Source organism: Bradyrhizobium sp. Ken64 (assembly GCF_055807555.1).
Genome location: NZ_JBVVPA010000006.1, coordinates 95702 through 118144, shown reverse-complemented (window position 1 = coordinate 118144; position 22443 = coordinate 95702). Strand labels below are relative to the sequence as shown.

General features: G+C 63.5%; 24 protein-coding genes. 8 read left to right on the top strand and 16 right to left on the bottom strand.

The features are described from left to right. Nucleotides 1-85: 85 nt before the first annotated feature. From AC0L2F_RS12865 to grxD, 4 genes are read right to left on the bottom strand one after another with little or no spacing between them, the layout of a single operon-like run. Nucleotides 86-1348 carry a serine hydrolase domain-containing protein gene (locus AC0L2F_RS12865; protein ID WP_473248588.1) on the bottom strand — a complete coding sequence of 421 codons (1263 nt, stop codon included), beginning with the start codon at nt 1346-1348 and terminating at the stop codon, nt 86-88. A gap of 1 nt (nt 1349) precedes the next feature. Further along, nucleotides 1350-2636 carry a serine hydrolase domain-containing protein gene (locus AC0L2F_RS12860; RefSeq protein ID WP_473248587.1) on the bottom strand — a complete coding sequence of 429 codons (1287 nt, stop codon included), beginning with the start codon at nt 2634-2636 and terminating at the stop codon, nt 1350-1352. A gap of 46 nt (nt 2637-2682) precedes the next feature. After that, nucleotides 2683-3234, bottom strand: coding sequence for an O-acetyl-ADP-ribose deacetylase (locus AC0L2F_RS12855; RefSeq protein WP_063995770.1), 552 nt, complete (start codon nt 3232-3234; stop codon nt 2683-2685). Nucleotides 3235-3237: 3 nt separating this feature from the next. Continuing rightward, nucleotides 3238-3564: a Grx4 family monothiol glutaredoxin gene (grxD, locus tag AC0L2F_RS12850; RefSeq protein WP_063995769.1), complete on the bottom strand. Its 327-nt coding sequence runs from the start codon at nt 3562-3564 to the stop codon at nt 3238-3240. Between the two features lie 227 nt (nt 3565-3791). Here grxD and egtB point away from each other — a divergent pair, with 227 nt between their 5' ends. Continuing rightward, nucleotides 3792-5090, top strand: coding sequence for an ergothioneine biosynthesis protein EgtB (egtB, locus tag AC0L2F_RS12845; RefSeq protein ID WP_473248586.1), 1299 nt, complete (start codon nt 3792-3794; stop codon nt 5088-5090). Nucleotides 5091-5143: 53 nt separating this feature from the next. Continuing rightward, nucleotides 5144-6115: an L-histidine N(alpha)-methyltransferase gene (gene egtD, locus AC0L2F_RS12840; protein WP_473248585.1), complete on the top strand. Its 972-nt coding sequence runs from the start codon at nt 5144-5146 to the stop codon at nt 6113-6115. A gap of 185 nt (nt 6116-6300) precedes the next feature. Here egtD and AC0L2F_RS12835 read toward each other — a convergent pair whose 3' ends face one another. Both AC0L2F_RS12835 and AC0L2F_RS12830 read right to left on the bottom strand, forming a co-directional pair. After that, nucleotides 6301-7494: a low temperature requirement protein A gene (locus AC0L2F_RS12835; protein ID WP_473248769.1), complete on the bottom strand. Its 1194-nt coding sequence runs from the start codon at nt 7492-7494 to the stop codon at nt 6301-6303. A gap of 24 nt (nt 7495-7518) precedes the next feature. Continuing rightward, the gene (locus AC0L2F_RS12830) at nt 7519-7755 is read right to left on the bottom strand and encodes a BolA/IbaG family iron-sulfur metabolism protein (RefSeq protein ID WP_007602284.1); all 237 of its coding nucleotides are present in this window, start codon (nt 7753-7755) and stop codon (nt 7519-7521) included. Between the two features lie 210 nt (nt 7756-7965). Here AC0L2F_RS12830 and AC0L2F_RS12825 point away from each other — a divergent pair, with 210 nt between their 5' ends. Next, nucleotides 7966-8325 carry a DUF427 domain-containing protein gene (locus AC0L2F_RS12825; protein ID WP_007612119.1) on the top strand — a complete coding sequence of 120 codons (360 nt, stop codon included), beginning with the start codon at nt 7966-7968 and terminating at the stop codon, nt 8323-8325. A gap of 101 nt (nt 8326-8426) precedes the next feature. Here the strand turns inward: AC0L2F_RS12825 and AC0L2F_RS12820 are convergent, their stop codons facing one another. Then, the gene (locus AC0L2F_RS12820) at nt 8427-8600 is read right to left on the bottom strand and encodes a DUF1328 domain-containing protein (RefSeq protein WP_007612121.1); all 174 of its coding nucleotides are present in this window, start codon (nt 8598-8600) and stop codon (nt 8427-8429) included. A gap of 171 nt (nt 8601-8771) precedes the next feature. Here AC0L2F_RS12820 and AC0L2F_RS12815 point away from each other — a divergent pair, with 171 nt between their 5' ends. Next, nucleotides 8772-9950, top strand: a complete 1179-nt coding sequence (locus tag AC0L2F_RS12815) for an acyltransferase family protein (protein ID WP_473248768.1) — start codon at nt 8772-8774, stop codon at nt 9948-9950. 101 nt (nt 9951-10051) lie between these two features. On the opposite strand, the gene purL is transcribed toward AC0L2F_RS12815, so the two are convergent. Then, a complete protein-coding gene (gene purL / locus AC0L2F_RS12810) occupies nt 10052-12262 on the bottom strand; it encodes a phosphoribosylformylglycinamidine synthase subunit PurL (protein WP_473248584.1) in 2211 nt (736 codons plus the stop codon). A 183-nt stretch (nt 12263-12445) separates the two neighbouring features. On the opposite strand from purL, the gene AC0L2F_RS12805 reads away from it, so the two are divergent. Both AC0L2F_RS12805 and AC0L2F_RS12800 read left to right on the top strand, forming a co-directional pair. Continuing rightward, complete coding sequence (locus tag AC0L2F_RS12805) at nt 12446-12925, top strand: PaaI family thioesterase (RefSeq protein WP_007612134.1); 480 nt, start codon at nt 12446-12448, stop codon at nt 12923-12925. 75 nt (nt 12926-13000) lie between these two features. Then, nucleotides 13001-13957: a DMT family transporter gene (locus tag AC0L2F_RS12800; protein ID WP_035975106.1), complete on the top strand. Its 957-nt coding sequence runs from the start codon at nt 13001-13003 to the stop codon at nt 13955-13957. Here the strand turns inward: AC0L2F_RS12800 and AC0L2F_RS12795 are convergent, their stop codons facing one another. Then, nucleotides 13958-14947, bottom strand: coding sequence for a tripartite tricarboxylate transporter substrate binding protein BugD (locus tag AC0L2F_RS12795; protein ID WP_473248583.1), 990 nt, complete (start codon nt 14945-14947; stop codon nt 13958-13960). After that, nucleotides 14944-15645, bottom strand: a complete 702-nt coding sequence (purQ, locus tag AC0L2F_RS12790) for a phosphoribosylformylglycinamidine synthase subunit PurQ (RefSeq protein ID WP_007612139.1) — start codon at nt 15643-15645, stop codon at nt 14944-14946. The genes AC0L2F_RS12795 and purQ overlap by 4 nt, the downstream gene beginning before the upstream one ends. 165 nt (nt 15646-15810) lie before the next feature. Here purQ and AC0L2F_RS12785 point away from each other — a divergent pair, with 165 nt between their 5' ends. Then, nucleotides 15811-16827, top strand: a complete 1017-nt coding sequence (locus tag AC0L2F_RS12785) for a magnesium and cobalt transport protein CorA (RefSeq protein WP_007612140.1) — start codon at nt 15811-15813, stop codon at nt 16825-16827. Between the two features lie 10 nt (nt 16828-16837). Here the strand turns inward: AC0L2F_RS12785 and purS are convergent, their stop codons facing one another. Both purS and purC read right to left on the bottom strand, forming a co-directional pair. After that, nucleotides 16838-17080 (bottom strand): phosphoribosylformylglycinamidine synthase subunit PurS, encoded by a 243-nt coding sequence (gene purS / locus AC0L2F_RS12780; protein WP_007602264.1) that lies wholly within the window; start codon nt 17078-17080, stop codon nt 16838-16840. A gap of 12 nt (nt 17081-17092) precedes the next feature. After that, complete coding sequence (purC, locus tag AC0L2F_RS12775) at nt 17093-17860, bottom strand: phosphoribosylaminoimidazolesuccinocarboxamide synthase (protein ID WP_171944915.1); 768 nt, start codon at nt 17858-17860, stop codon at nt 17093-17095. Nucleotides 17861-18169: 309 nt separating this feature from the next. Here purC and AC0L2F_RS12770 point away from each other — a divergent pair, with 309 nt between their 5' ends. Further along, complete coding sequence (locus AC0L2F_RS12770) at nt 18170-18493, top strand: DUF1476 domain-containing protein (protein ID WP_063995764.1); 324 nt, start codon at nt 18170-18172, stop codon at nt 18491-18493. Nucleotides 18494-18548: 55 nt separating this feature from the next. Here AC0L2F_RS12770 and cynS read toward each other — a convergent pair whose 3' ends face one another. The 4 genes from cynS to AC0L2F_RS12750 form a co-directional block, all read right to left on the bottom strand. Continuing rightward, complete coding sequence (cynS, locus tag AC0L2F_RS12765; protein ID WP_051448395.1) at nt 18549-19031, bottom strand: cyanase; 483 nt, start codon at nt 19029-19031, stop codon at nt 18549-18551. A gap of 16 nt (nt 19032-19047) precedes the next feature. After that, on the bottom strand, nt 19048-19971 hold the full coding sequence (locus AC0L2F_RS12760; RefSeq protein WP_063995763.1) for an ABC transporter ATP-binding protein: 924 nt from the start codon (nt 19969-19971) through the stop codon (nt 19048-19050). Nucleotides 19972-19976: 5 nt separating this feature from the next. After that, nucleotides 19977-20819, bottom strand: coding sequence for a nitrate ABC transporter permease (gene ntrB, locus AC0L2F_RS12755; RefSeq protein WP_473248582.1), 843 nt, complete (start codon nt 20817-20819; stop codon nt 19977-19979). A 166-nt stretch (nt 20820-20985) separates the two neighbouring features. Continuing rightward, a complete protein-coding gene (locus AC0L2F_RS12750; protein WP_473248581.1) occupies nt 20986-22365 on the bottom strand; it encodes a CmpA/NrtA family ABC transporter substrate-binding protein in 1380 nt (459 codons plus the stop codon). Nucleotides 22366-22443 lie beyond the last annotated feature (78 nt).

Sequence of the window (22443 nt, the reverse complement as noted above, 5' to 3'; positions counted from 1 at the left end):
GGGTGAGCGCAGCGATACCCGGGACTTCACGCGCAGGGATCCGGGATGTCGCTGCGCTCATCCGGGCTACAAACAGATCGGCGATTCACCGCCCCATCGCCTGATAGATCAGCGTCTTCAGCGCCAGCTGAATCCGGCCGCGCTGCGTCGGGGTCTGCACCATGAAGATCCCGAACAGATCGTCCGCGGGATCGATGAAGAAGAACGTGCCCCCGACGCCGTCCCAGCGATATTCGCCGAGCGGCCACGCCGTTCCAGAGGGTACCGAGGTGCGCACGGCGAAGCCGAGACCAAAGCCGGAAGATCCGCCCGGATAATAGTTCTGGTCGCGCGCGATCTTCGCATCCGGCCCGATATGATCCGAGGCCATCAGCGCGATGGTCTCTGGCTTCAGATAGCGCCGGCCGTCATAGGTGCCGCCACTCAGCAGCATCTGTGCGAAGCGGGCATAGTCGCCAATCGTGCCGACCATGCCGCCGCCGCCCGATTCCCATCTCGTGGGCCGCTTGATGTCGCGGACCTGCGTTGTCGGATTGATGTTGCGATCCCCAGGCATCGGCTCGGCGATGCGCGGGAATTTGGCGGAATCGGCGATGAAGAACGCGGTCTCGGTCATCCCAAGCGGATCGAGCAGCCGCTCCTTCTCGAACTGGAGCAGCGTCTTTCCGGAGATCACCTCAATGACGCGGCCGAGCACGTCGGTGGAAAAGCCGTAGTCCCACACCGTGCCCGGCTGCTCGACCAGCGGCAGCGCGGCGATCTTCGCGACGAAGTCGGCGTTGGTGAGTTCGCTGTTGAAGAGATTGGCGTCCGCGTAGAGCTCGCGCACCGCGCCGCCGCCTTGATAGCCGTAAGGCAGCCCCGAGGTGTGACGCATCAGGTCCTTGATCGTGACCGGGCGATTCACCGGCTCCAGCACCAGCGCAACCTTGCCGTCCTCGGCCTTCCTCTCGACGCCAACCTTCATCCCGCCAAAGGCCGGAATGTACTTTGCGACGGGATCGTCGAGCGTAAGCCTGCCCTCCTCGACCAGCATCATCGCCATGACTGAGGTGACCGGCTTCGACATCGAGTAGAGGCGGAAGATCGTATCCGCGCTCATCGATAACTCGGTCGCGACGTCGCGGACGCCGAAATTCTGGTAATAGACCGGCTTGCCGTGCTGCTGAAGCAGCAGAATGGCGCCGGGAATCTTGCCGGTAGCGACCTCGTTGCGGATGTAGTCGGAAACCTTCGCCAGCCCCGCGGGCGAGAGCGTGCGGACCGCAGGTCTCTCGGAGCCTGCCTTCGCAACGATGCTGCCGGCGAGAAGCACGAGCGCCGCGATCAATGCGCGGCGCCCGAACATGTCAATTCTCCATCGCTTCATAAACCAGCTGCTTCAATGTTCGCTGCACGCGCTGGCGCTCGGTCGGGGTCTGTTCCAGCAGCACGAAGAACATGTCCTGCTTGGGGTCGATCACGAAATAGCAGCCGGAGGCGCCGTCCCATTTCAATTCGCCGAGATCGCCGGGCGGCGGCGGTTTTGCGTTGCCGGGGTCGGTGCGGACCGCAAGTCCGAGACCGAAACCAAAACCGTCGCCGGGGAAATAGAAATAATCGCGATCGACGCCCGACTTGGGTCCGATCTGGTCGGTCACCATCAGCTTGAACGTCTCGGGCTTGAGAATCGTCTTGCCGTCGAAATTGCCGCCGTTGAGCAGCATCTGCGTAAAGCGCTCATAATCCGCCATGGTCGTAACCATACCGCCACTGGCAAACTGGATTTTCTTGACGACAGTCGGATCGTTGATCCGTCCGACCCGGAAATCGCTGTCGTTCGGCACCGGCTGCGCCAGCAGCTTCTGCTTCTCAGGATCGGTGACGAAGAAGCCGGTGTCGACCATGCCGAGCGGGTCCAGCAGCTTCTCCCGTTCGATCTCGATGAGCGGCTTGCCGGCCGCGACTTCCATGACCCGCGCCAGGATGTCGGTGGAATGGCCGTATTGCCACAGCGCGCCCGGCTGGTTGTGCAGCGGAAGTTTTGCGATTCGCTCGGCGAACTCGGCGAGATCGAAATCGCCGGCATAGATGTTGGCCTCACGATAGGCCTTGCGGACCAGGCTGTCGCCGTAGAAGCCGTAGGTGACGCCCGAGGTGTGCGTCATCAAATCGTGCACCGTCATCGGCCGGTTCGGCGGCACGAGCTCGAGCGACTTGGTGCCGTCCTCGGTCTTCTTCTCGACGCCGACTTTCACATTGGCGAAGGACGGAATGTATTTCGAGACTGGATCGTCGAGCTTGATCGTACCTTCCTCGATCAACTTCACTGCGACGACGGACGTGATCGCCTTGCTCATCGAGAACAGGCGGAAGATCGTCTTGTCGGTGATCGGCGCCTTGCTGACCGCGTCCTGCACGCCGAAGACTTCGTGGTAGACGGGCTTGCCATGTTGCTTGATGAGGACGTTTGCCCCGGCGATCTTGCCGGTCGCAACCTCGTTCTTGAAGAACTCGGTGATCCTCGCGAGCTTGTCCGGATTAAAATGCGCGCCGACCGGAATCTCGTAGGTGCCCTCCGCCCGCGCGAACGACATCGTACCCAATGACACAAGCGCGGCGCAGACCAGCGCACGCAGTCCAGACTGTGAAATCATATCCCCTCCCCGGAACATGGCCCGGCAGAGTGTACCGACCGCGTCGTCAGGCACAAGGGCCGCCATACCGCGCCAAAACGTCCGCGTGCAGAACCGCGCTCTTTTCCGAGAAACAACAAAATATGACGTCGACGACCAGCGGCGCGGCCGGCAGGGCTTCAATGGTCGCATGGACTGCAATCTTCGCGGCCTGGTCGGCCGGAAAGCCGTAAACCCCGGTCGAAATCGCGGAGAACGCCACGGAGGTCAGCTGATTGGCCTCACAGAGCTCAAGCGCACGGCGATAGCAGGCGCCCAGCGCCTCTGCCTCACCGCGAGTGCCGCCGTGCCAGACCGGGCCGACCGCATGGATCACATGGCGCGCAGGAAGAAGGTAGCCCTTCGTGATCTTGGCATCGCCGGTCGGGCATCCTCCGAGCCTCCGGCACTCGGCCAGAAGCTCGGGACCGGCCGCCCGATGGATCGCGCCATCGACGCCGCCCCCACCCAGGAGCGACGTGTCGGCCGCGTTGACGATGGCGTCAACGCTCAGCGTGGTGATGTCAGCTACGATGACCTTGAGCTCCGCGCCGCCGATCCGGCGCGTCAGCTGGGTCACGTATCAGGCCGCGACAGCGACGCCCTTTTCGGAGAAGAGCTGCTGCAATTCACCGGCCTGGAACATCTCGCGGACAATGTCGCAGCCGCCCACGAACTCGCCCTTCACGTAGAGCTGCGGAATGGTCGGCCAGTTCGAAAAGTCCTTGATGCCGTTGCGCAGTTCGGCGGATTCGAGAACGTTGAGGCCCTTATAGCCGACGCCGATGTGGTCGAGGATCTGGACGACCTGGCCGGAGAACCCGCACTGCGGAAATTGCGGTGTGCCCTTCATGAACAGAACCACGTCGTTCGACTTCACTTCGTTGGCGATGAATTCCTCGATGCTCATATCCGTGTCCTTCTGGGGCGCGAGCCCTCAATAATCCCTTCGGGCCGGCTCGGCCGATCTAACCCGATACCTCCCATATATGTAGCCCAAACCGTTGTGCATCCAAAGTAAAATGGCGGCGACGGGGTCCGCTGGCCGGCCCGGACCATAGGCTGATGACATTAATATCATCGTCGAAAAGCACTTTTATCCCGTAACGGGCGCCCTATCTAGGACGAACCCAGGTTTTGGAACCGGGCAACGCCAACAACGTTCTCTTGTCCTGTCTGGAGAAAAACGTGACGAAACCAGCCTCCGCTACGGCCAGTCCGCCGCTTTCGTCACCGCCGGCCGACCCGAGCAACCTCGCCTGGCGGCTTGAGGATGCCTTTCTCACGGTCCGCAACGAGACCGAGCGCCGCGCCGCGCCGCTCTCGCCGGAGGACCAGCAGATCCAATCCATGCCGGATGCGAGCCCCGCAAAATGGCACCGGGCCCACACCACCTGGTTCTGGGAGCAATTTCTGCTCGGCGAGCATTGCCCCGGCTACCGGCCCTTTCACCCTGACTTCGCCTTCCTGTTCAATTCCTATTACGTCAGCGCAGGGCCCCGTCATGCCCGGAATCACCGCGGCGACATCACCCGTCCCAGTGCAAGCGAGGTCGGCGCCTATCGCAGTTATGTGGATGCTGCGGTCGTGAAGTTCTTCCGGGAGGCCGGCGAGGACAAGCTCCGTGCCCTCGCCCCATTGGTCGAGGTCGGGCTCAATCACGAGCAGCAGCATCAGGAATTGATGTTCACCGACATCCTGCACGCCTTTGCGCAGAACCCGGTCTATCCCGCCTACGATCCGGACTGGCACTTTCCATCCGCAACGCGCGCCGGCAATGCCTGGCTGACGCTCAACGAGGGCATCCATACCGTCGGCCATGTCGAGGACAGCTTTCATTTCGACAACGAGAAGCCGGCCCACCGCGCCCTCGTCGGCCCGGTCGAGATCGCACGCAATCTCGTCACCAATGGCGAATGGCTGGCCTTCATGCGCGATGGTGGCTACGCGAACGCAACACTGTGGTTGATGGACGGCTTTGCCGCCGCCAACAAGGACGACTGGCAGGCCCCGGGCCATTGGCGCGAGGTCGACGGCCAATGGCAGGTCATGACGCTGGCCGGCCTCAAGCCGGTCGACCCCGACGCACCGGTCTGCCATGTCAGCTATTACGAGGCCGACGCCTTCGCGCGCTGGGCCGGAAAGCATCTGCCGACCGAGATGGAGTGGGAGGTCGCGGCCCGCGCGGGCCAGCTCAACGATGCCTTCGGCATCGTCTGGCAGTGGACCCGCAGCTCGTATTCGCCCTACCCCGGCTATCGCGCGATCGAAGGCGCGCTCGGCGAATACAACGGCAAGTTCATGGTTAACCAGCTGGTGCTGCGCGGCTCTTCGCTTGCAACCCCGGAGGGGCACAGCCGTATCAGTTATCGCAACTTCTTTTATCCGCACCACCGCTGGCAGTTCACGGGACTGCGGCTCGCCGACTACGAGTAAAATTCTCATCCGACGACAAAATGCGCGCCGGACAGCGCGTTCAGGAGAGTACCATGAATGTGCACGCCAGCGCTTTGGCCGAAGCCCATCTTCCCGACGAGCAGACCACTGCCTTCGCGCGCGAGGCCATTGAGGACCTCTCGCAGCAGCCGAAAAAGCTGTCGCCGAAATATTTCTATGATGCGGCCGGATCGGAATTGTTCGAGGCAATCACGCGCCTGCCCGAATATTACCCGACGCGCACGGAGCTTGCGATCCTGAAGGAGCGCGGCAGCGAGATCGCGAAAATCATCCCGGAGCACGCGGCCCTTGTCGAATTCGGCGCAGGCGCGACCACAAAGGTCCGCCTGCTGCTCAACCACTGCAAATTCGCGGCCTATGTGCCCGTCGACATCTCCGGCGACTTCCTGACGGCGCAGGCGAACGGCCTGAAGCGGGATTTTCCGTCACTCGGCATCTACCCGGTGGCGGCCGACTTCACCACACCGTTCGAGCTGCCCAAGGCGGTGGCGACCATGCCCAAGGTCGGGTTCTTCCCGGGCTCGACCATCGGCAATTTCGAGCCCCATGAAGCGCAGGCCTTCCTGAAGAGCGCGCGCGCTATTCTGGGCCGGGGTGCGCAGATGATCATCGGCGCCGACCTCGAGAAGGAGGAGCGCCTGCTCCACGACGCCTATAACGATGCCGCCGGCGTCACCGCGCGCTTCAACCTCAATGTGCTGGTGCGGATCAACCGCGAACTCGGCGGCAATTTCGACCTCTCCGCCTTCACCCATCGCGCGATCTACAATCGCGAACGGCACCGCATCGAGATGCACCTGTTCAGCAAGAAGAGCCAGACCGTGCGCCTGCTCGGCACCAGCTTTTCGTTCCGCGCGGGCGAGAGCATTCACACCGAGAACAGCTACAAATACAGCATCGAGCGCTTCGCCGCGCTGGCGCAGGGCGCAGGCTGGCGGGTGCGCGAGAGCTGGACGGATGCGGCGAAGATGTTCTCGGTGCACGCGCTAGAGGCGGCGGAGTAGAAATTCCTCCGTTTCCTGCGGCGCATCCTTCGAGACGCCCGCCTTAGGCGGGCACCTCAGGATGAGGACGGTATCCGTGGCAGCAGTTTCGACGGGCACCGGCGCTGATTAGCCTCATCCTGAGGAGACCGCGGAGCGGTCGTCTCGAAGGACGAGGCGTTCAGTCAGGCGCTCGCGGCCCGTGCTCAATGCTGCTCGGCTTCTTCCGGCGTCGATCCCAGCGAGACCGATTCCCACACCGCAACAACGATCATGATCACCGTCGCGGCGACCGACAGCCATAGCGGGGACAGTTCGGCGGCGAACCACGACAGCGCCGCGAGCGCGATGATGCCAATCCCGTGCGAGAGCTGGAGGAAGCCGCGGATCGCGTGCTTGAACAGGATGGTGCCGACCAGGAACAGCAAGGGACCGCCGATCGTGCTGACGATAGTCCTGATATCGGAATGCCCGACCGGATGCTTCAGCACCAGCTCGTCCGAGACCGCGGTCAGGATGATGCCGGCGACGATCGGCATGTGGAGATAGGTGTAGGCGAGCCGCGCCAACCGGCCGGATTCCTCGGATTTCGAGATGCGCTCGGCGCCGGCCTCGGCACCCCTGTGGAAATAGACCCACCACATCGCGATGCTGCCGACCAGCGCGGAGACGAAGGCCAGCATGTTGTCCGCGGTCCAGGCCAGCTCGGCGAAGGTCGCGCCGTTGACGACGACGGCCTCGCCGAGCGCGATGATGACGAAGAGCGAGCAGCGCTCGGCCATGTGGCCGCCTTCGACAGCCCAGGCCTCGACCGACGAGAAGCCCAGCTTGGGGACCCAGAAGCGCACCGCCGGCGAGATGTATTCGATCGTCAGCGCCACGATCCAGAACCATAGCCGCGCCTCGTCATGGGCGAGGCCGCCGAGAATCCAGAAGATCGCGGAGACCGAGAGCCACGTCAGGATGCGGATCGCATTGTGCCGGACCGCAGTTCGATGGTGCGGCGTTGCAAACATCCAGAAGGCGGTGCGCCCGACCTGCATCGTTGCGTAGGCGATCGCAAACCACAGGCCGCGCCCCTCGAAGGCGGTCGGGATCGTCGTCGACAGCACGAGGCCGCCCAGCATCATCAGGAAGATCAGGATCCGGACCGGCGTCAGCTCGGGATCGAGCCAGTTGGTGACCCAGGCGGTGTAGACCCACACCCACCATACCGCGAGGAACAGCACCGCGACGTGCACGGCACCGAGCGGCGTGAAATGGTGCAGCAGCGTGTGCGAGACCTGCGTGATCGCGAAAACGAAGACCAGGTCGAAGAACAGCTCGGCATTGGTGACGCGGCTGTGCTGGTTTGGCAGGATGACGCGAAACATCGCGCCGCGCGGATTGTCCGCAGCCATCGTCATCCCCCCGTCACGATCAGATCAAGCGCCCGGCACACCGGTTTGCAGCGCCAGCGCATGCAGCACGCCGCCCATCTGGCCGCGGAGGGACTGATAGACGATCTGGTGCTGCTGGACGCGGGACTTGCCGCGGAAGGTCTCCGAGATCACGGTCGCGGCATAGTGATCGCCGTCCCCGGCGAGGTCACGGATGGTCACTTCGGCATCGGGGATCGCCGCCTTGATCATCGCCTCGATATCGTGGGCGTCCATAGGCATTCGGGTCGTGCTCCTGTCTCGGCTGCAATCAGCCTTGTCGTCGAATCGTTGCCGGGGTCCGGGTCTACAAAGCCAACTTGCCGGCGGGGCCAAACTTAGCGTGAACGGCCTTCTACGTCACGCCTTCCGGCACTATATCGGTGATCCGATCTGGATAAAGCCACGACAAAGTGCCGCGCGCGGCAGAGTGATCGAAAAAGGCGTGAAATCATGAAACTTCCAGGGCCCGACCACCCCATCACCATCACCCCGAATCCCCGGCGCGTCCGCGTCACGGCCGGCGGCATTGTGATCGCCGAGACCACCAAGGCGCTGACGCTGAAAGAGGCGAAATATCCGGCGGTTCAATATGTGCCGCGACAGGACGCCAACATGGCGTTGCTGGAGCGCACCGACCGCGTCACCCATTGCCCCTACAAGGGCGATGCCAGCTATTACAGCGTCAAGGCCGACGGCCAGACGCTGGACAACGCGATCTGGACCTATGAGGCGCCCTTCCCCGCGATGACCGAGATTTCCGGTCACCTCGCCTTCTATCCGGACAAGGTGAAGATCGAGGAAGTGGGGTAAGCCCCGTGTTGGTCATTCCGGGGCGATGCGTCAGCATCGAACCCGGAATCTCGAGATTCCGGGTCTGGTGCTAACGCACCATCCCGGAATGACGAAGGAAGCTACGCCCTGAATATCGTGAGTCCCAGGATCAGCAGCACCAGGAAAATCACGACGAACACGTAGAACAGGAAGCGGGCGATGTCGGCGGAAGCGGCCGAGATGCCGGTGAAGCCGAGCACGCCGGCCACGATCGAGACGAGTAAGAATATCAGCGCCCATTTCAGGATCGTCATCGCCAGCTCCGAAATTGTACCGCCTGCCGCGGTCCTCAAGCCTTTTTGACGAACGCTAACTTCGTCGCAGGGAACTGGTTCCTAGCGTCTCAAACGACCCTTGCTGAATTCGGTTCCCGGCGGCAAAGTCCGGCCGGGACGGAAAGCGCGACCGGGGCGGCCACCATGACGATGTCACACTCAGCGACGATCGGCGCAGAGGCGCACGCGGCGCCGAGGAGCAAGGCGCGCAATTTGTCGCTGGATCGCGCCCGCACCTTCCTCACGCTGGTAGTGCTGCTGCACCACGCCGTCATTCCCTACACCTATTTCGGGCACACCGATCCGGCGTCCTGGGCCGGTTTCGACATCGTCGTGTTGGCCACCGACAGCTTCTTCATGGCGATGTTCTTCTTTCTGTCAGGACTATTCACCTGGCCTGGCATCGCCCGCAAGGCGCCGTCCGTTTTTCTCAGCGATCGCCTGTTGCGGCTCGGGCTGCCGTTCGCGATCGCGGCGTTCACCGTCATCCCGCTCGCCTATTACGCAATCGCGCTGCGGCACGATCCCGGGCTGAGCTTTACGGCATTCTGGTGGAAGACGATCACGGTTGGCCCGTGGCCGAGCGGCCCGATCTGGTTCGTGTGGGTGCTGCTGGCGTTCGACCTGACCGCGAGCCTGCTCTACCGGGTCTCCGCGCATCTGGTCGATCCGGTCAATCGCGTCTCGCTGCGCGGATTCGAACAGCCGGTCGTATTCTGGCTGCTGCTCGTCGTCATCACCACAATCGCCTACGTGCCGGCGCTGCTCTATTTCGGCGGCAGCACTTGGTTCGAGTTCGGGCCGTTCTCGGTGCAGGCGAGCCGCATCCCGCTCTACTTCGCCTATTTCTTCATCGGCGTCAGCGTTGGAGCGGCGAACTTCGATCGCGGCATCCTCAGCGCCGACGGGCAACTGCCGAAACAGCGCTGGCTATGGGTGCTCGCCACGCTGATTCCTTACTGCCTGATGTGGGTCATGATCTACATCAAGCGCGAGATCCTCGGTAATCCCGACCCACAGCCGCACTGGTATCAGGCGATCTACGGCACGTTCTTCGTGCTGTTCTCCGGCTCGATCCTGCTCGCGATTCTCGCCTTCTTCCTGGACCAGAAGTCGCCGCGCCCGAACCTGCTCGACCGCATGCAAGCGGATGCCTACGGCATCTTCCTGGTGCACTACCCGATCGCGTTGTGGATCCAGTACGGGCTGTTCGATTACAGCTGGCCTGCGATCGTGAAAGCCACGATCGGCTTCGTGCTCACGGTGATCTCGAGCTGGGGGCTGACGGCGGCCTTACGGAAGATTCCGGGGGCGTCGCACGTGTTGTGAGGCAAGACGCTCGTAGCCCGGATGAGCGAAGCGACATCCGGGAAACCTCTCGACAAAGACCCGGATGTCGCTTCGCTCATCCGGGCTACAAGTTCAGCGCCTTACGCCGCCTTGCCGCCCATATACTCCGGCAGCCAGCGCTCGAACGAGGTGCGCAGCGCCTCGATCGTTACAGGCGCTTCGCCCGCGATCGCGATCGCGTCGCCGCCGGTAGTGCCGATCCGCACGCAGGGCACCTCGCAGCCGCGCATCTTGGCGAGCACGCGGCCGGCCTCGGTTTCAGGCACGGTGACGAGATAGCGCGCCTGGTCCTCGCCGAACCAATAGGCCTGAGGCACCAGCGCAGTCGGCGCCGCGAGCAGTTTTGCACCGATGCCGCTCGCCATCGCCATCTCGGCAAGCGCGATCAGCAGGCCGCCGTCGGAGAGATCGTGCACGGCGGTCGCAGTGCCCGCATGGATCATGCCGCGCACGCAGTCGCCGTTGCGCTTCTCGGCGGCGAGGTCGACCGGCGGCGGCGCGCCCTCCTCGCGACCGCAGATGTCGCGCAGGTAAACGGACTGGCCGAGCCAGCCATGGGTGTCGCCGATCAGGAGAATCGCCTCGCCTTCGGCCTTGAAGGCGAGTGACGCCGATTTGGTGAAGTCGTCGAGCAGGCCGACGCCGCCGATCGAGGGCGTCGGCAAAATCGCGCGGCCATTAGTCTCGTTGTAGAGCGAGACGTTGCCGGACACGACCGGGAAGTCGAGCGTGCGGCAGGCTTCCGAGATGCCCTTCAGGCAGCCGACGAACTGGCCCATGATCTCGGGCCGCTCGGGATTGCCGAAATTGAGATTGTCGGTGATCGCAAGCGGCTTGCCGCCGACCGCGGTGATGTTGCGCCAGGCTTCCGCCACGGCCTGCATGCCGCCTTGATAAGGATCGGCCTCGCAATAACGCGGCGTCACGTCAACGGTCAGCGCCAAGCCCTTCGGGCCGTCCTGCACGCGCACCACGGCGGCATCGCCGCCGGGACGCTGCATGGTGTTGCCGAGAATGACGTGGTCGTACTGCTCCCAGACCCAGCGCTTGCTGCACATGTCGGGCGTGCCGATCAGCTTTTCGAGCGCGGCACCGAGACCGATCGGCGCCGCCACCTCGCGCGCATGCACAACCGGCAGCGCGGCGGAGGGGACATGCGGACGGTCATAGAGCGGTGCCTCGTCGCCGAGTTCCTTGATCGGCAAATCGGCCATGACGTCACCGCCATGCTTGACCACAAAGCGCTTGCTCGGCGTGGTGTAGCCGACCACGGCGAAATCGAGGCCCCACTTCTTGAAGATCGCCTCGGCCTCTTTCTCCTTCTCGGGCTTGAGCACCATGAGCATGCGCTCCTGGCTCTCCGAGAGCATCATCTCGTAGGCGCTCATGCCGATCTCACGCGTCGGCACCGCATCGAGATCGAGGTCGACGCCGAGGTCGCCCTTGGCGCCCATCTCGACCGCCGAACACGTCAGCCCCGCCGCGCCCATGTCCTGGATCGCGATGACGCAGCCCTTCTCCATGATCTCGAGACAGGCCTCGAGCAGCAGCTTTTCGGCGAAGGGATCGCCGACCTGGACGGTCGGACGCTTCTCTTCGGACTTGTCGTCGAACTCGGCCGAGGCCATCGAGGCGCCATGGATGCCGTCGCGGCCGGTCTTGGAGCCGAGATAGACGATCGGCATGTTCACGCCGGAGGCGGCCGCATAGAAGATCTTGTCGGTATCGGCGAGGCCGACCGCCATCGCGTTGACGAGGATGTTGCCGTCATAGCGGGTGTGGAAGCGGACCTGACCGCCGACCGTCGGCACGCCGAAGGAATTGCCATAGCCGCCGACGCCGGCGACGACACCGGAAACGAGATGGCGCGTCCTGGCATGCTCGGGAGCGCCGAAGCTCAGCGCGTTGAGGCAGGCGATCGGCCGCGCGCCCATCGTAAAGACGTCGCGCAAGATACCGCCGACGCCGGTGGTCGCGCCCTGGTATGGCTCGATGTAGCTCGGGTGGTTGTGGCTCTCCATCTTGAAGACCACGGCCTGGCCGTCGCCGATGTCGATCACGCCGGCATTCTCGCCCGGGCCCTGGATCACCCAAGGCGCCTTGGTCGGCAAGCCCTTCAGATGGAGGCGCGAGGATTTGTACGAGCAGTGCTCGTTCCACATCGCCGAGAAGATGCCGAGTTCGGTGAAGCTCGGCTCCCGGCCGATCAGCTTCAGGATGCGCTCATATTCGTCGGGCTTGAGCCCGTGGGCGGCAATCAGCTCGGGGGTGATCTTGGGTTCGTTCTTCATGGAATTTGGGCTTTCGGCAGCAGTTGGCCGTTCTTAGGAACATCGGGCGGCTTGGAAAAGCCCTTTATGGCGCATTTTCCCGCTGTCCCACGTTTTGCGGCCGGGGGCTGCGGGAACAGGAATTGCACAGCGCGGACAGATCGGATTTAAGGGCAAAAGACCCGCAATTGAAGGCCCATTTCCTTGCATGAATTGACCAAAGCGCCCCCGCCTCGCCGCCCCGACCTCCACGTCGCCACCGACGGGGAATTCCAGGGCTGGCGAACCTGGATTCGCGACAGTTTTGAGAGCCATATCGGCCCGTTCTGGCACAAGATCGAGAACGACGGCAGCGTTCGCTCGGCGTTCCGGGTCGAGAAAAAGCACCTCAACGGCTCCGGAAACGTCCATGGCGGCTGCTTCATGGCGTTTGCCGACTATTGCCTGTTCGCGATCGCCACCCACGAGCTGGATGGCCCAGCCGTGACCACCAATTTCGCCTGCGACTTCCTCGACGCGGCGCGCGAAGGCGAGCTGATCGAATGCGTCGGCGAAGTCTCGCGCGCCGGCGGCTCGCTGATCTTCCTGCGCGGCAAGCTGACATCAGGCGGGCGGCCCCTGTTCACCTTCTCCGGCACGATCAAGCGGGTGAAGCGGAAGCCGGCACTGCAGCCAAACGCATAGCTCGCCGCCTTCCCTTTTGGCGCCCTCTCGCCCAGACTTATGTCGAGCACTGTCGCGCCGGGGAGCAACATCAAGGTGCCGCAGAGCACACCGCCGACGGCTCGCGCCACGGCCTCGCAATTGCCGTCCATGTCCGCATCCGGCGCGCGCAACTGGCGCGACTATGCGCTGCTGGTCGCGCTCGCCTGCTGCTGGAGCTCCACCTATCCGCTGGCCAAGCTCGCGCTGGATACGATCCCGCCCGTGACCTTCATCTCGGCGCGCTCGCTGATCGCGGCCGCCTTCCTGTTCGCGATCCTGTGGATGCGCGGCGTCAGGATCCCGACCGATGCGAAGGCCTGGAAGCTGTTCGCGACCCAGCAATTGATCAACTCGACCTTTCCGTTCCTGATCATCACCTGGTCGCAGCAATATGTGCCGGCGTCGAACACGGTGGTGTTGGCTTCGACCACGCCGATCTTCGCCTTCCTGATCACCTCGCTGATCACGCGTCATGAGCCGGCCACGCTGCTGAAGCTCGCGGGCGCGATCCTCGGCCTTGCCGGCACCATCGTCATCGTTGGCCTCGACGCATTGCGCGGCTTCGGTAGCGAGATCGTGGCCGAGATCGCGATCCTGCTCGCCACCATCTCGTTCGCCTGCGCCACCATCTTCGGCCTGCGACTGTCCGAGTACGATCCGATGGTGGTGGCGGCCGGTTCGCTGCTGTTCGGCGGCCTCGTGCTGCTGCCGCCTTCGCTGATCATCGACCAGCCCTGGACGCTGCACCCGACGCCGACCGCGATCACAGCCACCATCGTCATGGGCATCGTCTCCAGCGCCTTGGGGCTGATGCTGTTCTACATGTGCCTGGGACGGCTCGGCACGCTGACGACGAACGCACAAGGCTATTTGCGCATCCCGATCGGCGTCGGCCTCTCTGTGCTGCTGCTCGGCGAGAGCGTGCCGTCGAACCTGGCGCTGGGACTGGTGCTGGTCATGGCGGGCGTCGCAGCGATGACGGTGCCGACGGAACGGCTGAAACGACGCTAGCTATGGCTTGGAGTCTTCCGCCAGCATCTTGCGGTACTTCTCGACGTCGCGCGTCACGAGCTTTTGCAGCACCTCGGGCGTGTGCTCGTCGGCATCGGGGGCCACGGTCGAGAGGTCGGCGAACCGCTTCTTCACCGCGTCGGTTTCGACCGCCGTGCGTGCTGCGGCATTCAGCTTGGCGATGACCGCCGGCGGGGTGCCCTTGGGCGCGAACAGGCCGTTCCAGCCCTGCGCTTCGAATTCGGGCAGGCCGGCTTCGGCCGACGTCGGCAGATCCGGCACTGTCGCGAGCCGCACGGTCGAGCCGACCACGAGCCCGCGCGCCAGCTTCTCGTTGATCGACTGCGAGACGGAGGCTGCCGCATCGCAGACGCCGTCGATCTGGCCGCCGATCGCATCGGTGAGCGCGGGCGCGGCGCCGCGATAGCCGACCAGCGTCGCGTCGATGCCGGCGGCCGTGACGAAGCTCTTGCAGATCAGGTAATTCGACGAGCCGACGCCGGCATGGCCGAGATTGATCTTGCCGGGATTGGCCTTGGCGTAGGCGATGAACTCTTTCAGGTCTTTCGCCGGAAAATCCTTGCGCACGGCGATGATGCCGAACGTTTTCGCCACCATGGCGATCGGCACGAAGGAATCCGGCGTGAACGGCAGCTTTGGATAGATCGTATAGGTCGCGGCGTTGGTGCCGGCATTGCCGATCGCAATGGTGTAGCCGTCAGGCTCGGCGCGGGAGGCGCGCGCCAGTGCGGTCGAGCCGCCGGCGCCGGCGACATTCTCGATCACGATGGTCTGGCCGAGCGCGATGCCCATCTGCTCGGCAACGGTGCGCGCGATCACGTCGGACGTGCCGCCGGCCGCGAACGGCACGATCATGGTGACGGGACGCTTTGGGAAATCCTGCGCGAACGCCGCCGTCCCGAACGCGGCCGTCGAGAGCGTAACGACGGCGACAGCGACCGACAGCCGCTTCAGCACGAACGCAATCACGCGGCTTTTTCCAGATGCGCGGTGAGGCCGGCGAACAGGCCGCGGCCGTCGGTGCAGCCCATGATGTCTTCGACGTGGTTTTCCGGATGCGGCATCATGCCGAGCACGTTGCCCTTGTCGTTGACGATGCCGGCGATGGATTGCGCGGCGCCATTGATGTTGCTGATATCGTCGATCGCGCCGTCGGCCGAGCAATAGCGGTAAAGCACGCGACCCTCGCCCTCGAGCCGCTTGATGGTCTCCGTGTCCGCCGCATAATTGCCCTCGCCATGCGCGATGGGCACGCGGATCACCTGCCCCGCATTGTAGCCGCGCGTGAACGGCGTGTCGGAGCGCTCGACGCGGAGATGCACGTCGTGGCAGATGAATTTCAGCCGCGCATTGCGCATCAGGACGCCGGGCAAGAGGCCGGATTCGCAGAGGATCTGAAATCCGTTGCAGACGCCGAGCACGAGGCCGCCCTTGGCCGCATAGTCGCGCACCGCGTCCATCACCGGCGCCCGCGCCGCAATCGCGCCGCAGCGCAGGTAATCGCCATAGGAGAACCCGCCGGGGACGACCACGAGATCGGTCCCCGCAGGCAGCGAGGTCTCGGCGTGCCAGACCATCGCGGGCTCGCTGCCCGAGATCAGCCTCAAGGCACGCGCCATGTCGCGCTCGCGGTTGATTCCGGGAAAGACGAGGATGGCGGCTTTCATGGCAGAGGTTCCGAACGAGGATTGGAATGGGGCTGGCACGGCTGCCAAATCGGCAGCAGACATATCCATTTGACGGGGATTTTACCAGTGCTAGCCTTGCCCGCGAGCGTTGTGCACAGGCCATAGCCCGCCATTCGGCCGATCGATTCGCCCGGGATTGAAGCCATGAATGTCCCCTCGCTGCCCGCATCCCTCTCCGAGCCAGTGTCCACCGAGGGCGTCATCGCCGCCGGCGCCTATGTCGACGGCCGGCGCGTCGCCAATATCGCCATCAGCGAGGCCTCGAGCTGGCGCGCGAAACCCGGCCACGTGGTCTGGATCGGGCTGCACGAGCCTGACATGGCGCTGCTCACCGCGGTGCAGAAGCAGTTCGACCTGCACGAACTCGCCATCGAGGACGCCAACCACGCCCATCAGCGACCGAAGATCGAGCAATATGGCGAGGCCCTGTTCATCGTGGCGCGGACCGCGCAACTGATCGAGGGCCGGATCGCCTTCGGCGAGACGCACATCTTCGTCGGCGAAGGCTATCTGGTCTCAGTGCGCCACGGCGCGTCGACGTCCTACACGCCGGTGCGCGAACGCTGCGAAAGCTGCCCGCGAGCGCTCGCGCGCGGCGAGGACTACATCCTCTACGCCATTCTCGATTTCATCGTCGACAACTACTCGCCCGTGCTCGAGAGCATTCACGAAGAAGTTGAGAGCATCGAGGATGACGTGCTCTCCAAGGCGATCAGCAAGGCGCAGATCGAGCGGCTCTACATGCTGCGCCGCGACCTCTTGCGGCTCAGGACCGCGATCGGCCCTCTGGTCGAGGTCTGCCGCCGGCTCGAGCATGACGAGCTGGCGATGGTGCGCGCGACGATGCAGCCGCTGTTCCGCGACGTCACCGACCACGTCAGGAACATCCAGGAGCGGATCGATTCGATGCGCGAGGTGCTGGCCTTCGCCTTCGAAGCAAGCCTGCTGGTCGGCCAGGCCCAGGAGACGGCGGTCTCGAAGAAACTTGCCTCATGGCTCGCGATCATCGCGATCCCGACCGCGCTTGCCGGAATCTACGGCATGAACTTCAAGCACATGCCGGAGCTGGACTGGGAGTACGGCTATTACACGCTGCTCGGCGTGATGCTGACGGCGTGCGGCGCGCTGTACTGGCGTTTTCGTCGGGTCGGATGGCTGTGAGCCATCCCGTTCACCCGATCAGCTCGACCCGATAATTCTCGATCACGGTGTTCGCCAGCAGCTTGTCGGCGGCGTCCTTCAACGCCGCCTCCGCCTTCGCCTTGTCCGCGCCCGCGAGCTCGATGTCGAACACCTTGCCCTGCCGGACGCTGGCGACGCCGTCGACGCCGAGCGACTTCAACGCACCCTCGATCGCCTTACCTTGCGGATCGAGGATGCCCGTTTTCAACGTCACGGTAACACGTGCCTTCACGTTAGATCCCTCTTAGCTCTTCACCAGCACCGGGCCTGAGCCCGCCGGACGCTCGTTCTCCATGAGAATGCCGAGACGCTTGGCGACTTCGGTATAGGCCTCGAGCAGCCCACCGAGATCTCGGCGGAAACGGTCCTTGTCGAGCTTCTCGTTCGACTTGATGTCCCACAGGCGGCAGCTATCCGGCGAGATCTCGTCTGCGACGATGATCCGCATCATGTCGTTTTCGAACAGCCGGCCGCACTCCATCTTGAAGTCGACGAGGCGGATGCCGATGCCGAGGAAGAGACCGGTGAGGAAGTCGTTGACACGGATGGCAAGCGCCATGATGTCGTCGATCTCCTGCGGCGTCGCCCAGCCGAAAGCGGTGATGTGCTCTTCCGACACCATGGGGTCGTTGAGCTGGTCGTTCTTGTAGTAGAACTCGATGATCGAACGGGGCAGCTGCGTGCCCTCCTCGATGCCGAGGCGCTGCGACAGCGAGCCGGCGGCAACGTTCCGCACCACCACTTCCAGCGGCACGATCTCGACCTCGCGAATCAACTGCTCGCGCATGTTGAGGCGACGGATGAAATGGGTCGGCACCCCGATGTCGTTGAGGTGCTGAAACAGGTACTCCGAGATCCGGTTGTTGAGGACACCCTTGCCCTCGATCACCTGATGCTTTTTCGCATTGAACGCGGTGGCGTCATCCTTGAAGTGCTGGATCAGGGTACCGGGCTCCGGACCTTCGTAAAGAACCTTTGCCTTGCCTTCATAAATGCGACGCCGACGGCTCATGGGGATGTACCGTGTTTTGTTGAAATCCATGTATCTGGTGTGCTCCGGTTGACGAGACTACGACCCACAGCGGAGCTGCCGTGAACGGCCCGGAACCCCAAGAAACAGAACGGGAACCCAGCCTTAGGCAACCTATCCGATTGGCTGTCCCAGCACAATCGATCCGGCCGTCCGGCATCAAACTTATACCGTCTTGCCTGCGGCTTAACGGCTCGTTGTTTTGCCGATTCGTGCCCCCTATCTAGGCATGCACCGGGGCTCTCGCAACGAGGGCCAGCCGGGTCCAGTCAGCAGGGAATTGGAAAAGGCATGAGCACGTTGGACAAGCGCGAGGAAGGCTTCGAGAAGAAGTTCGCCCTCGACGAGGAGCAGAAATTCAAGGCGGAAGCCCGCCGCAACCGGCTGCTCGGTCTGTGGGCGGCCGAAAAGCTCGGCATCGCCGGCGATGCCGCCACGGCCTATGCCAAGGAGGTGGTCGCGGCCGATTTCGAGGAAGCCGGTGACGCCGACGTCCTGCGCAAGGTCATGGCCGATTTCGCCGCCAAGAACGTGGCCGTCACCGAACAGGCGATTCGGGCCAAGATGAACGAGCTGATCGCGGTGGCGGCGGCCGAGGTGAAGGCCGGGAAATAAGGCGAAGCGTCATTCCGGGGGCACGTCTGCGACGCGCCCCCGGAATGCCAACCAGCTACCCCTCCTTGAACCCATATTCCGGCACGTTGCCGCTGGCGCCGTAATATTTATACGGCAGGAATTTGCCGCTCATGGTGATCTTGACACGGTCGCCCTTCGGGTTGGGCAGGCGCTCCATCACCATGTCGAAGTCGATCGCCGACATGATGCCGTCGCCGTACTCCTCCTCGATCAGCGCCTTCCAGGCCGGACCGTTGACCATGACCAGCTCGTAGAAGCGATAGATCAAGGGATCGGTCGGCGGCATCGGCATGCCGCGCATCGGCGTCTCGTTCAGCATCGCGGTCTCGGCCTTCGTCAGGCCGAAAAGTTCAGCGGCGTTGGCGGCCTGCGGCTTGGTCAATTTCATCTGGCCGAGGATCGCGCCTGTTATCAGCACCTCGGAATAGCCGCCGATCTGCTCGCAGATATATTTCCAGGTCCAGCCCTTCTCGCGCTTGATGTCGAGCAGCTTCTCGGTGAGGTCTTCGCGTTTCATGTCAGGGTCTCCTTTTTCAAGCAGTCAGCCCGGGACTCGTCCCGGGTATCCAGGTCTGTCGTTGCTCGTCGCCACCGGACGCGACGGTCAGTCCGGGCTTGCCGATATGCACCACCGGCACATTGCGCGGATCGTGACCGGGCGTCTCGGCCGCGAAAGTCTTGCTGCGCGTCACCAGGAAATCGACGATGTGGTTGCGCAGCGCGTAGTACAGCGGATGGCGGTGCAAATCGGTGCGGCCGCGATCCCGCGGCAACGGGTTCTCGACCACTTCCGCCAGCACCGCGCCGGGTCCATTGGTCATCAGGAAAATCTTGTCGGCGAGATAGATCGCTTCGTCGACGTCATGGGTGATCATGAACGCGGTCTGCCCGGTCTCCAGACAGATGCGCCGCACCTCGTCCTGCAGCGTGCCGCGCGTCAGCGCGTCGAGTGCCGAGAACGGCTCGTCCATCAGCATCATCTTTGGCGTAATGGAGAGCGCACGCGCGATGCCGACGCGCTGCTTCATGCCGCCGGAAAGCTCGGAAGGTCGCTTGTGTTCCGAACCCGTCAGGCCGACGAGATCGATAAATTTCTGCGCATGCGCCTTCACCTTGGCGCGATCCCAGCTCCGCCATTTCGAGCTCACGGCGTAGGCAACGTTGCCGAGCACTGTGCGCCAGGGCAGCAGCGCATGGCTCTGGAAGATCACGGCGCGATCGAGGCTCGTCCCTGAAATGGCCTGCCCGTCGACGATCACCGCGCCTTCGCTCGGCGCATCGAGGCCGGCGAGGATGTTGAGCACCGTGGTCTTGCCGCAGCCGGAATGACCGATCACGCAGCAGAACTCGCCGCGCGCCATCGACAGCCACAGATTCTCGAAGACCGCCGTTGTCGCGCCGTCCGCGCCCGGATAGCGCTTTGCGATGGCTTCGATGGAGATGAATTTTTCGGTCAACGGCCCTACTCCGGAAACGTGACCATGCGCGTGAAGCGAGCGAGGATCTGGTCGAGCAGCATGCCGACGACCCCGATCAGGAGGATCGCGATGATCACGTTGGTGATCGACAGATTGTTCCACTCGTTCCAGACGAAATAGCCGATGCCGGTGCCGCCGACGAGCATTTCGGCCGCGACGATCACGAGCCAGGCGATGCCGATCGAGATGCGCATGCCGGTCAGGATCGTCGGTGCTGCCGCGGGCAGGATCACGGTGAAGGCGCGCCTGATCGTTCCGACCTCGAGCGTTCGCGCGACATTGATCCATTCCTTGCGTACGCTCGCGACCCCGAACACGGTGTTGAGCAGCATCGGCCAGATCGAGCAGATGAAGATGACGAAGATCGCGGAGATCGAGGAATCCTTGATGGTGTAGAGCGCGAGCGGCATCCACGCCAGTGGCGAGATCGGCTTCAGCAGCTGGATGAAGGGATCGAGCGCTTGGCTGAGCAGCGGCGACATGCCGATCAGGAAACCAAGGGGGATGGCGACGAGCACGGCGAGCAGATAGCCGGTGCCGACCCGCGCGATCGAGTAGCCGAGCTGGATGCCGAGCCCCTTGTCGTTCGGCCCGTTGTCGTAGAACGGCCTCCTCAAATGCTCCCAGAGCTTTGCGCCGACATCGAACGGTCCGGGCATGGCGGATTTTCCCTGCGTCGCGGTCAGGCCCATCAGCTTGGCGTATTCCGCGCTCATCGTGGCCACCGGTGCGGTCGAGCGCACGGCGAGATGCCAGACGCCGAGGAACGCGACGAGCAGCACGATCGATACCAGGCCGGCGCGGAGACGGAGGGAGGCGGTGGTCATCTCCCTCTCCCCGTTCTCACGGGGAGAGGGTTGGGGTGAGGGGCATGCTTCCGCATATTCGGTGAGAGACGAACTCGCGGAGAGTCCCCCTCACCCGGATTGCATCTAACGATGCAATCCGACCTCTCCCCGCAAGCGGGGCGAGGTGAAAAGAGAGCGCGGCCGCTCACGACGCCTTCCTGATCTTGAAGCCCGCCAAATAATCCTCCGGCTTGGCTGGATCGAAAGTCTTGCCCATCACCGCGAACGATTTGTAGCTGCCGGCTGGCGGCGCGAGGCCCATCTCGGTCATCAGCTTCCTGGTGTCGGTGGCGAGATACACCTGCTCGGCGATCGCCTTGTAATCGACGTCGCCCTTGATCTGGCCCCAGCGCTTCATCTGCGTCAGCATCCACACCCCAAAGGACTGCCAGGGGAACGGGTCGAAATCGACGCGCTTGGCATCCGTCTTCACGCCACCGAGGCCGTCCGCATAGGTGCCAGTCAAGACCTGTTCCAGCACCGTGACCGGCGCGTTGATGTAGTTCGCCGGCGCGATGGCTTCCGCGATCTGCTTGCGGTTCTCCGCCTTCGAGGCATAGGCCGTGGCATCGACGATCGCGCGCGTCAGCGCGGCAAAGCTGTTCGGCGCCGTGGTGATGAACTCGCGGCTGGCGGCGAAGCTGCAGCAGGGATGGCCGTCCCAGATTTCCTTGGACAAAAGATGCATGAAGCCGACGCCGTCATAGATCGCCCGCTGGCAGATGTTGTCGGGCGCGAGGAAACCGTCGATGTTGTCGGCGCGCAGGTTTGCCACCATTTCCGGGGGCGGTACCGAACGCAGCTGCACGTCGGTATCGGGGTCGATCCCGTGTTCGGCGAGATAGTAGCGCAGCAGGTAATTGTGCATGGAATAGTCGAAGGGGATGGCGAACTTCATCCCCTTCCAGTCCTTCGGATCGCGCTTGTCCTTGTGCTTCATGGCAAGCGTGATGCCCTGCCCGTTGATGTTCTCGATCGCTGGGACCGCGAACGGAATGGGGTTCGAGCCGAGGCCGAGCGAGATCGCCAGCGGCATCGGCGCCAGCATGTGCGCGGCGTCGTATTCCTTGTTGATGGTCTTGTCGCGGACCACGGCCCAGCCGGCGGTCTTCACCACGTCGACGTTGAGGCCGTGCTTGGCATAGAAGCCCAGCGGCGCCGCCATGATGATCGGCGTGGCGCAGGTGATCGGGATGAAGCCGACCTTGAGGTCCTTCTTTTCCGGCGCGCCGGCTTGCGCAAACACTTCGGTCGCGGTCTGAAGCGGGAAGAACTGAGACAGCGCAGCCAGCGCGGTGGAGGCCCCGACCGACTTCAGGAACGCGCGTCGCGCAACGTCCTGCGGAAACATCGCGCGCATCACGGCAGAGGCGACCACGCCCTCGTAGCGCTTCTCGTCGCTCTCGACGGGAGCACAGCGCAACGCGGTGGCCTGCTCATGCTCCGCCGCGGATTGATGCTGACCACAGGCACAGCCGGCTCGCAGGTTGCGATCGGGATCAAACGGATTGTCGAAAGTGGACATCGGACCTCCTGCGCGTCATTTGCGAGGAGAATTACGCAAGGAGCATGCCACCACCCTCAGGCCGGCCACTGCCTTGAT

Bases quoted from the DNA above. Each gene is read 5' to 3' on its own strand.
- AC0L2F_RS12865 (WP_473248588.1), bottom strand. From the start codon at position 1,348: ATGTTCGGGCGCCGCGCATTGATCGCGGCGCTCGTGCTTCTCGCCGGC.
- AC0L2F_RS12860 (WP_473248587.1), bottom strand. From the start codon at position 2,636: ATGATTTCACAGTCTGGACTGCGTGCGCTGGTCTGCGCCGCGCTTGTG.
- grxD (WP_063995769.1), bottom strand. From the start codon at position 3,564: ATGAGCATCGAGGAATTCATCGCCAACGAAGTGAAGTCGAACGACGTG.
- egtD (WP_473248585.1), top strand. From the start codon at position 5,144: ATGAATGTGCACGCCAGCGCTTTGGCCGAAGCCCATCTTCCCGACGAG.
- AC0L2F_RS12835 (WP_473248769.1), bottom strand. From the start codon at position 7,494: ATGGCTGCGGACAATCCGCGCGGCGCGATGTTTCGCGTCATCCTGCCA.
- AC0L2F_RS12830 (WP_007602284.1), bottom strand. From the start codon at position 7,755: ATGCCTATGGACGCCCACGATATCGAGGCGATGATCAAGGCGGCGATC.
- AC0L2F_RS12825 (WP_007612119.1), top strand. From the start codon at position 7,966: ATGAAACTTCCAGGGCCCGACCACCCCATCACCATCACCCCGAATCCC.
- AC0L2F_RS12820 (WP_007612121.1), bottom strand. From the start codon at position 8,600: ATGACGATCCTGAAATGGGCGCTGATATTCTTACTCGTCTCGATCGTG.
- AC0L2F_RS12815 (WP_473248768.1), top strand. From the start codon at position 8,772: ATGTCACACTCAGCGACGATCGGCGCAGAGGCGCACGCGGCGCCGAGG.
- purL (WP_473248584.1), bottom strand. From the start codon at position 12,262: ATGAAGAACGAACCCAAGATCACCCCCGAGCTGATTGCCGCCCACGGG.
- purQ (WP_007612139.1), bottom strand. From the start codon at position 15,645: ATGAAAGCCGCCATCCTCGTCTTTCCCGGAATCAACCGCGAGCGCGAC.
- AC0L2F_RS12785 (WP_007612140.1), top strand. From the start codon at position 15,811: ATGAATGTCCCCTCGCTGCCCGCATCCCTCTCCGAGCCAGTGTCCACC.
- purC (WP_171944915.1), bottom strand. From the start codon at position 17,860: ATGAGCCGTCGGCGTCGCATTTATGAAGGCAAGGCAAAGGTTCTTTAC.
- AC0L2F_RS12770 (WP_063995764.1), top strand. From the start codon at position 18,170: ATGAGCACGTTGGACAAGCGCGAGGAAGGCTTCGAGAAGAAGTTCGCC.
- cynS (WP_051448395.1), bottom strand. From the start codon at position 19,031: ATGAAACGCGAAGACCTCACCGAGAAGCTGCTCGACATCAAGCGCGAG.
- ntrB (WP_473248582.1), bottom strand. From the start codon at position 20,819: ATGACCACCGCCTCCCTCCGTCTCCGCGCCGGCCTGGTATCGATCGTG.
- AC0L2F_RS12750 (WP_473248581.1), bottom strand. From the start codon at position 22,365: ATGTCCACTTTCGACAATCCGTTTGATCCCGATCGCAACCTGCGAGCC.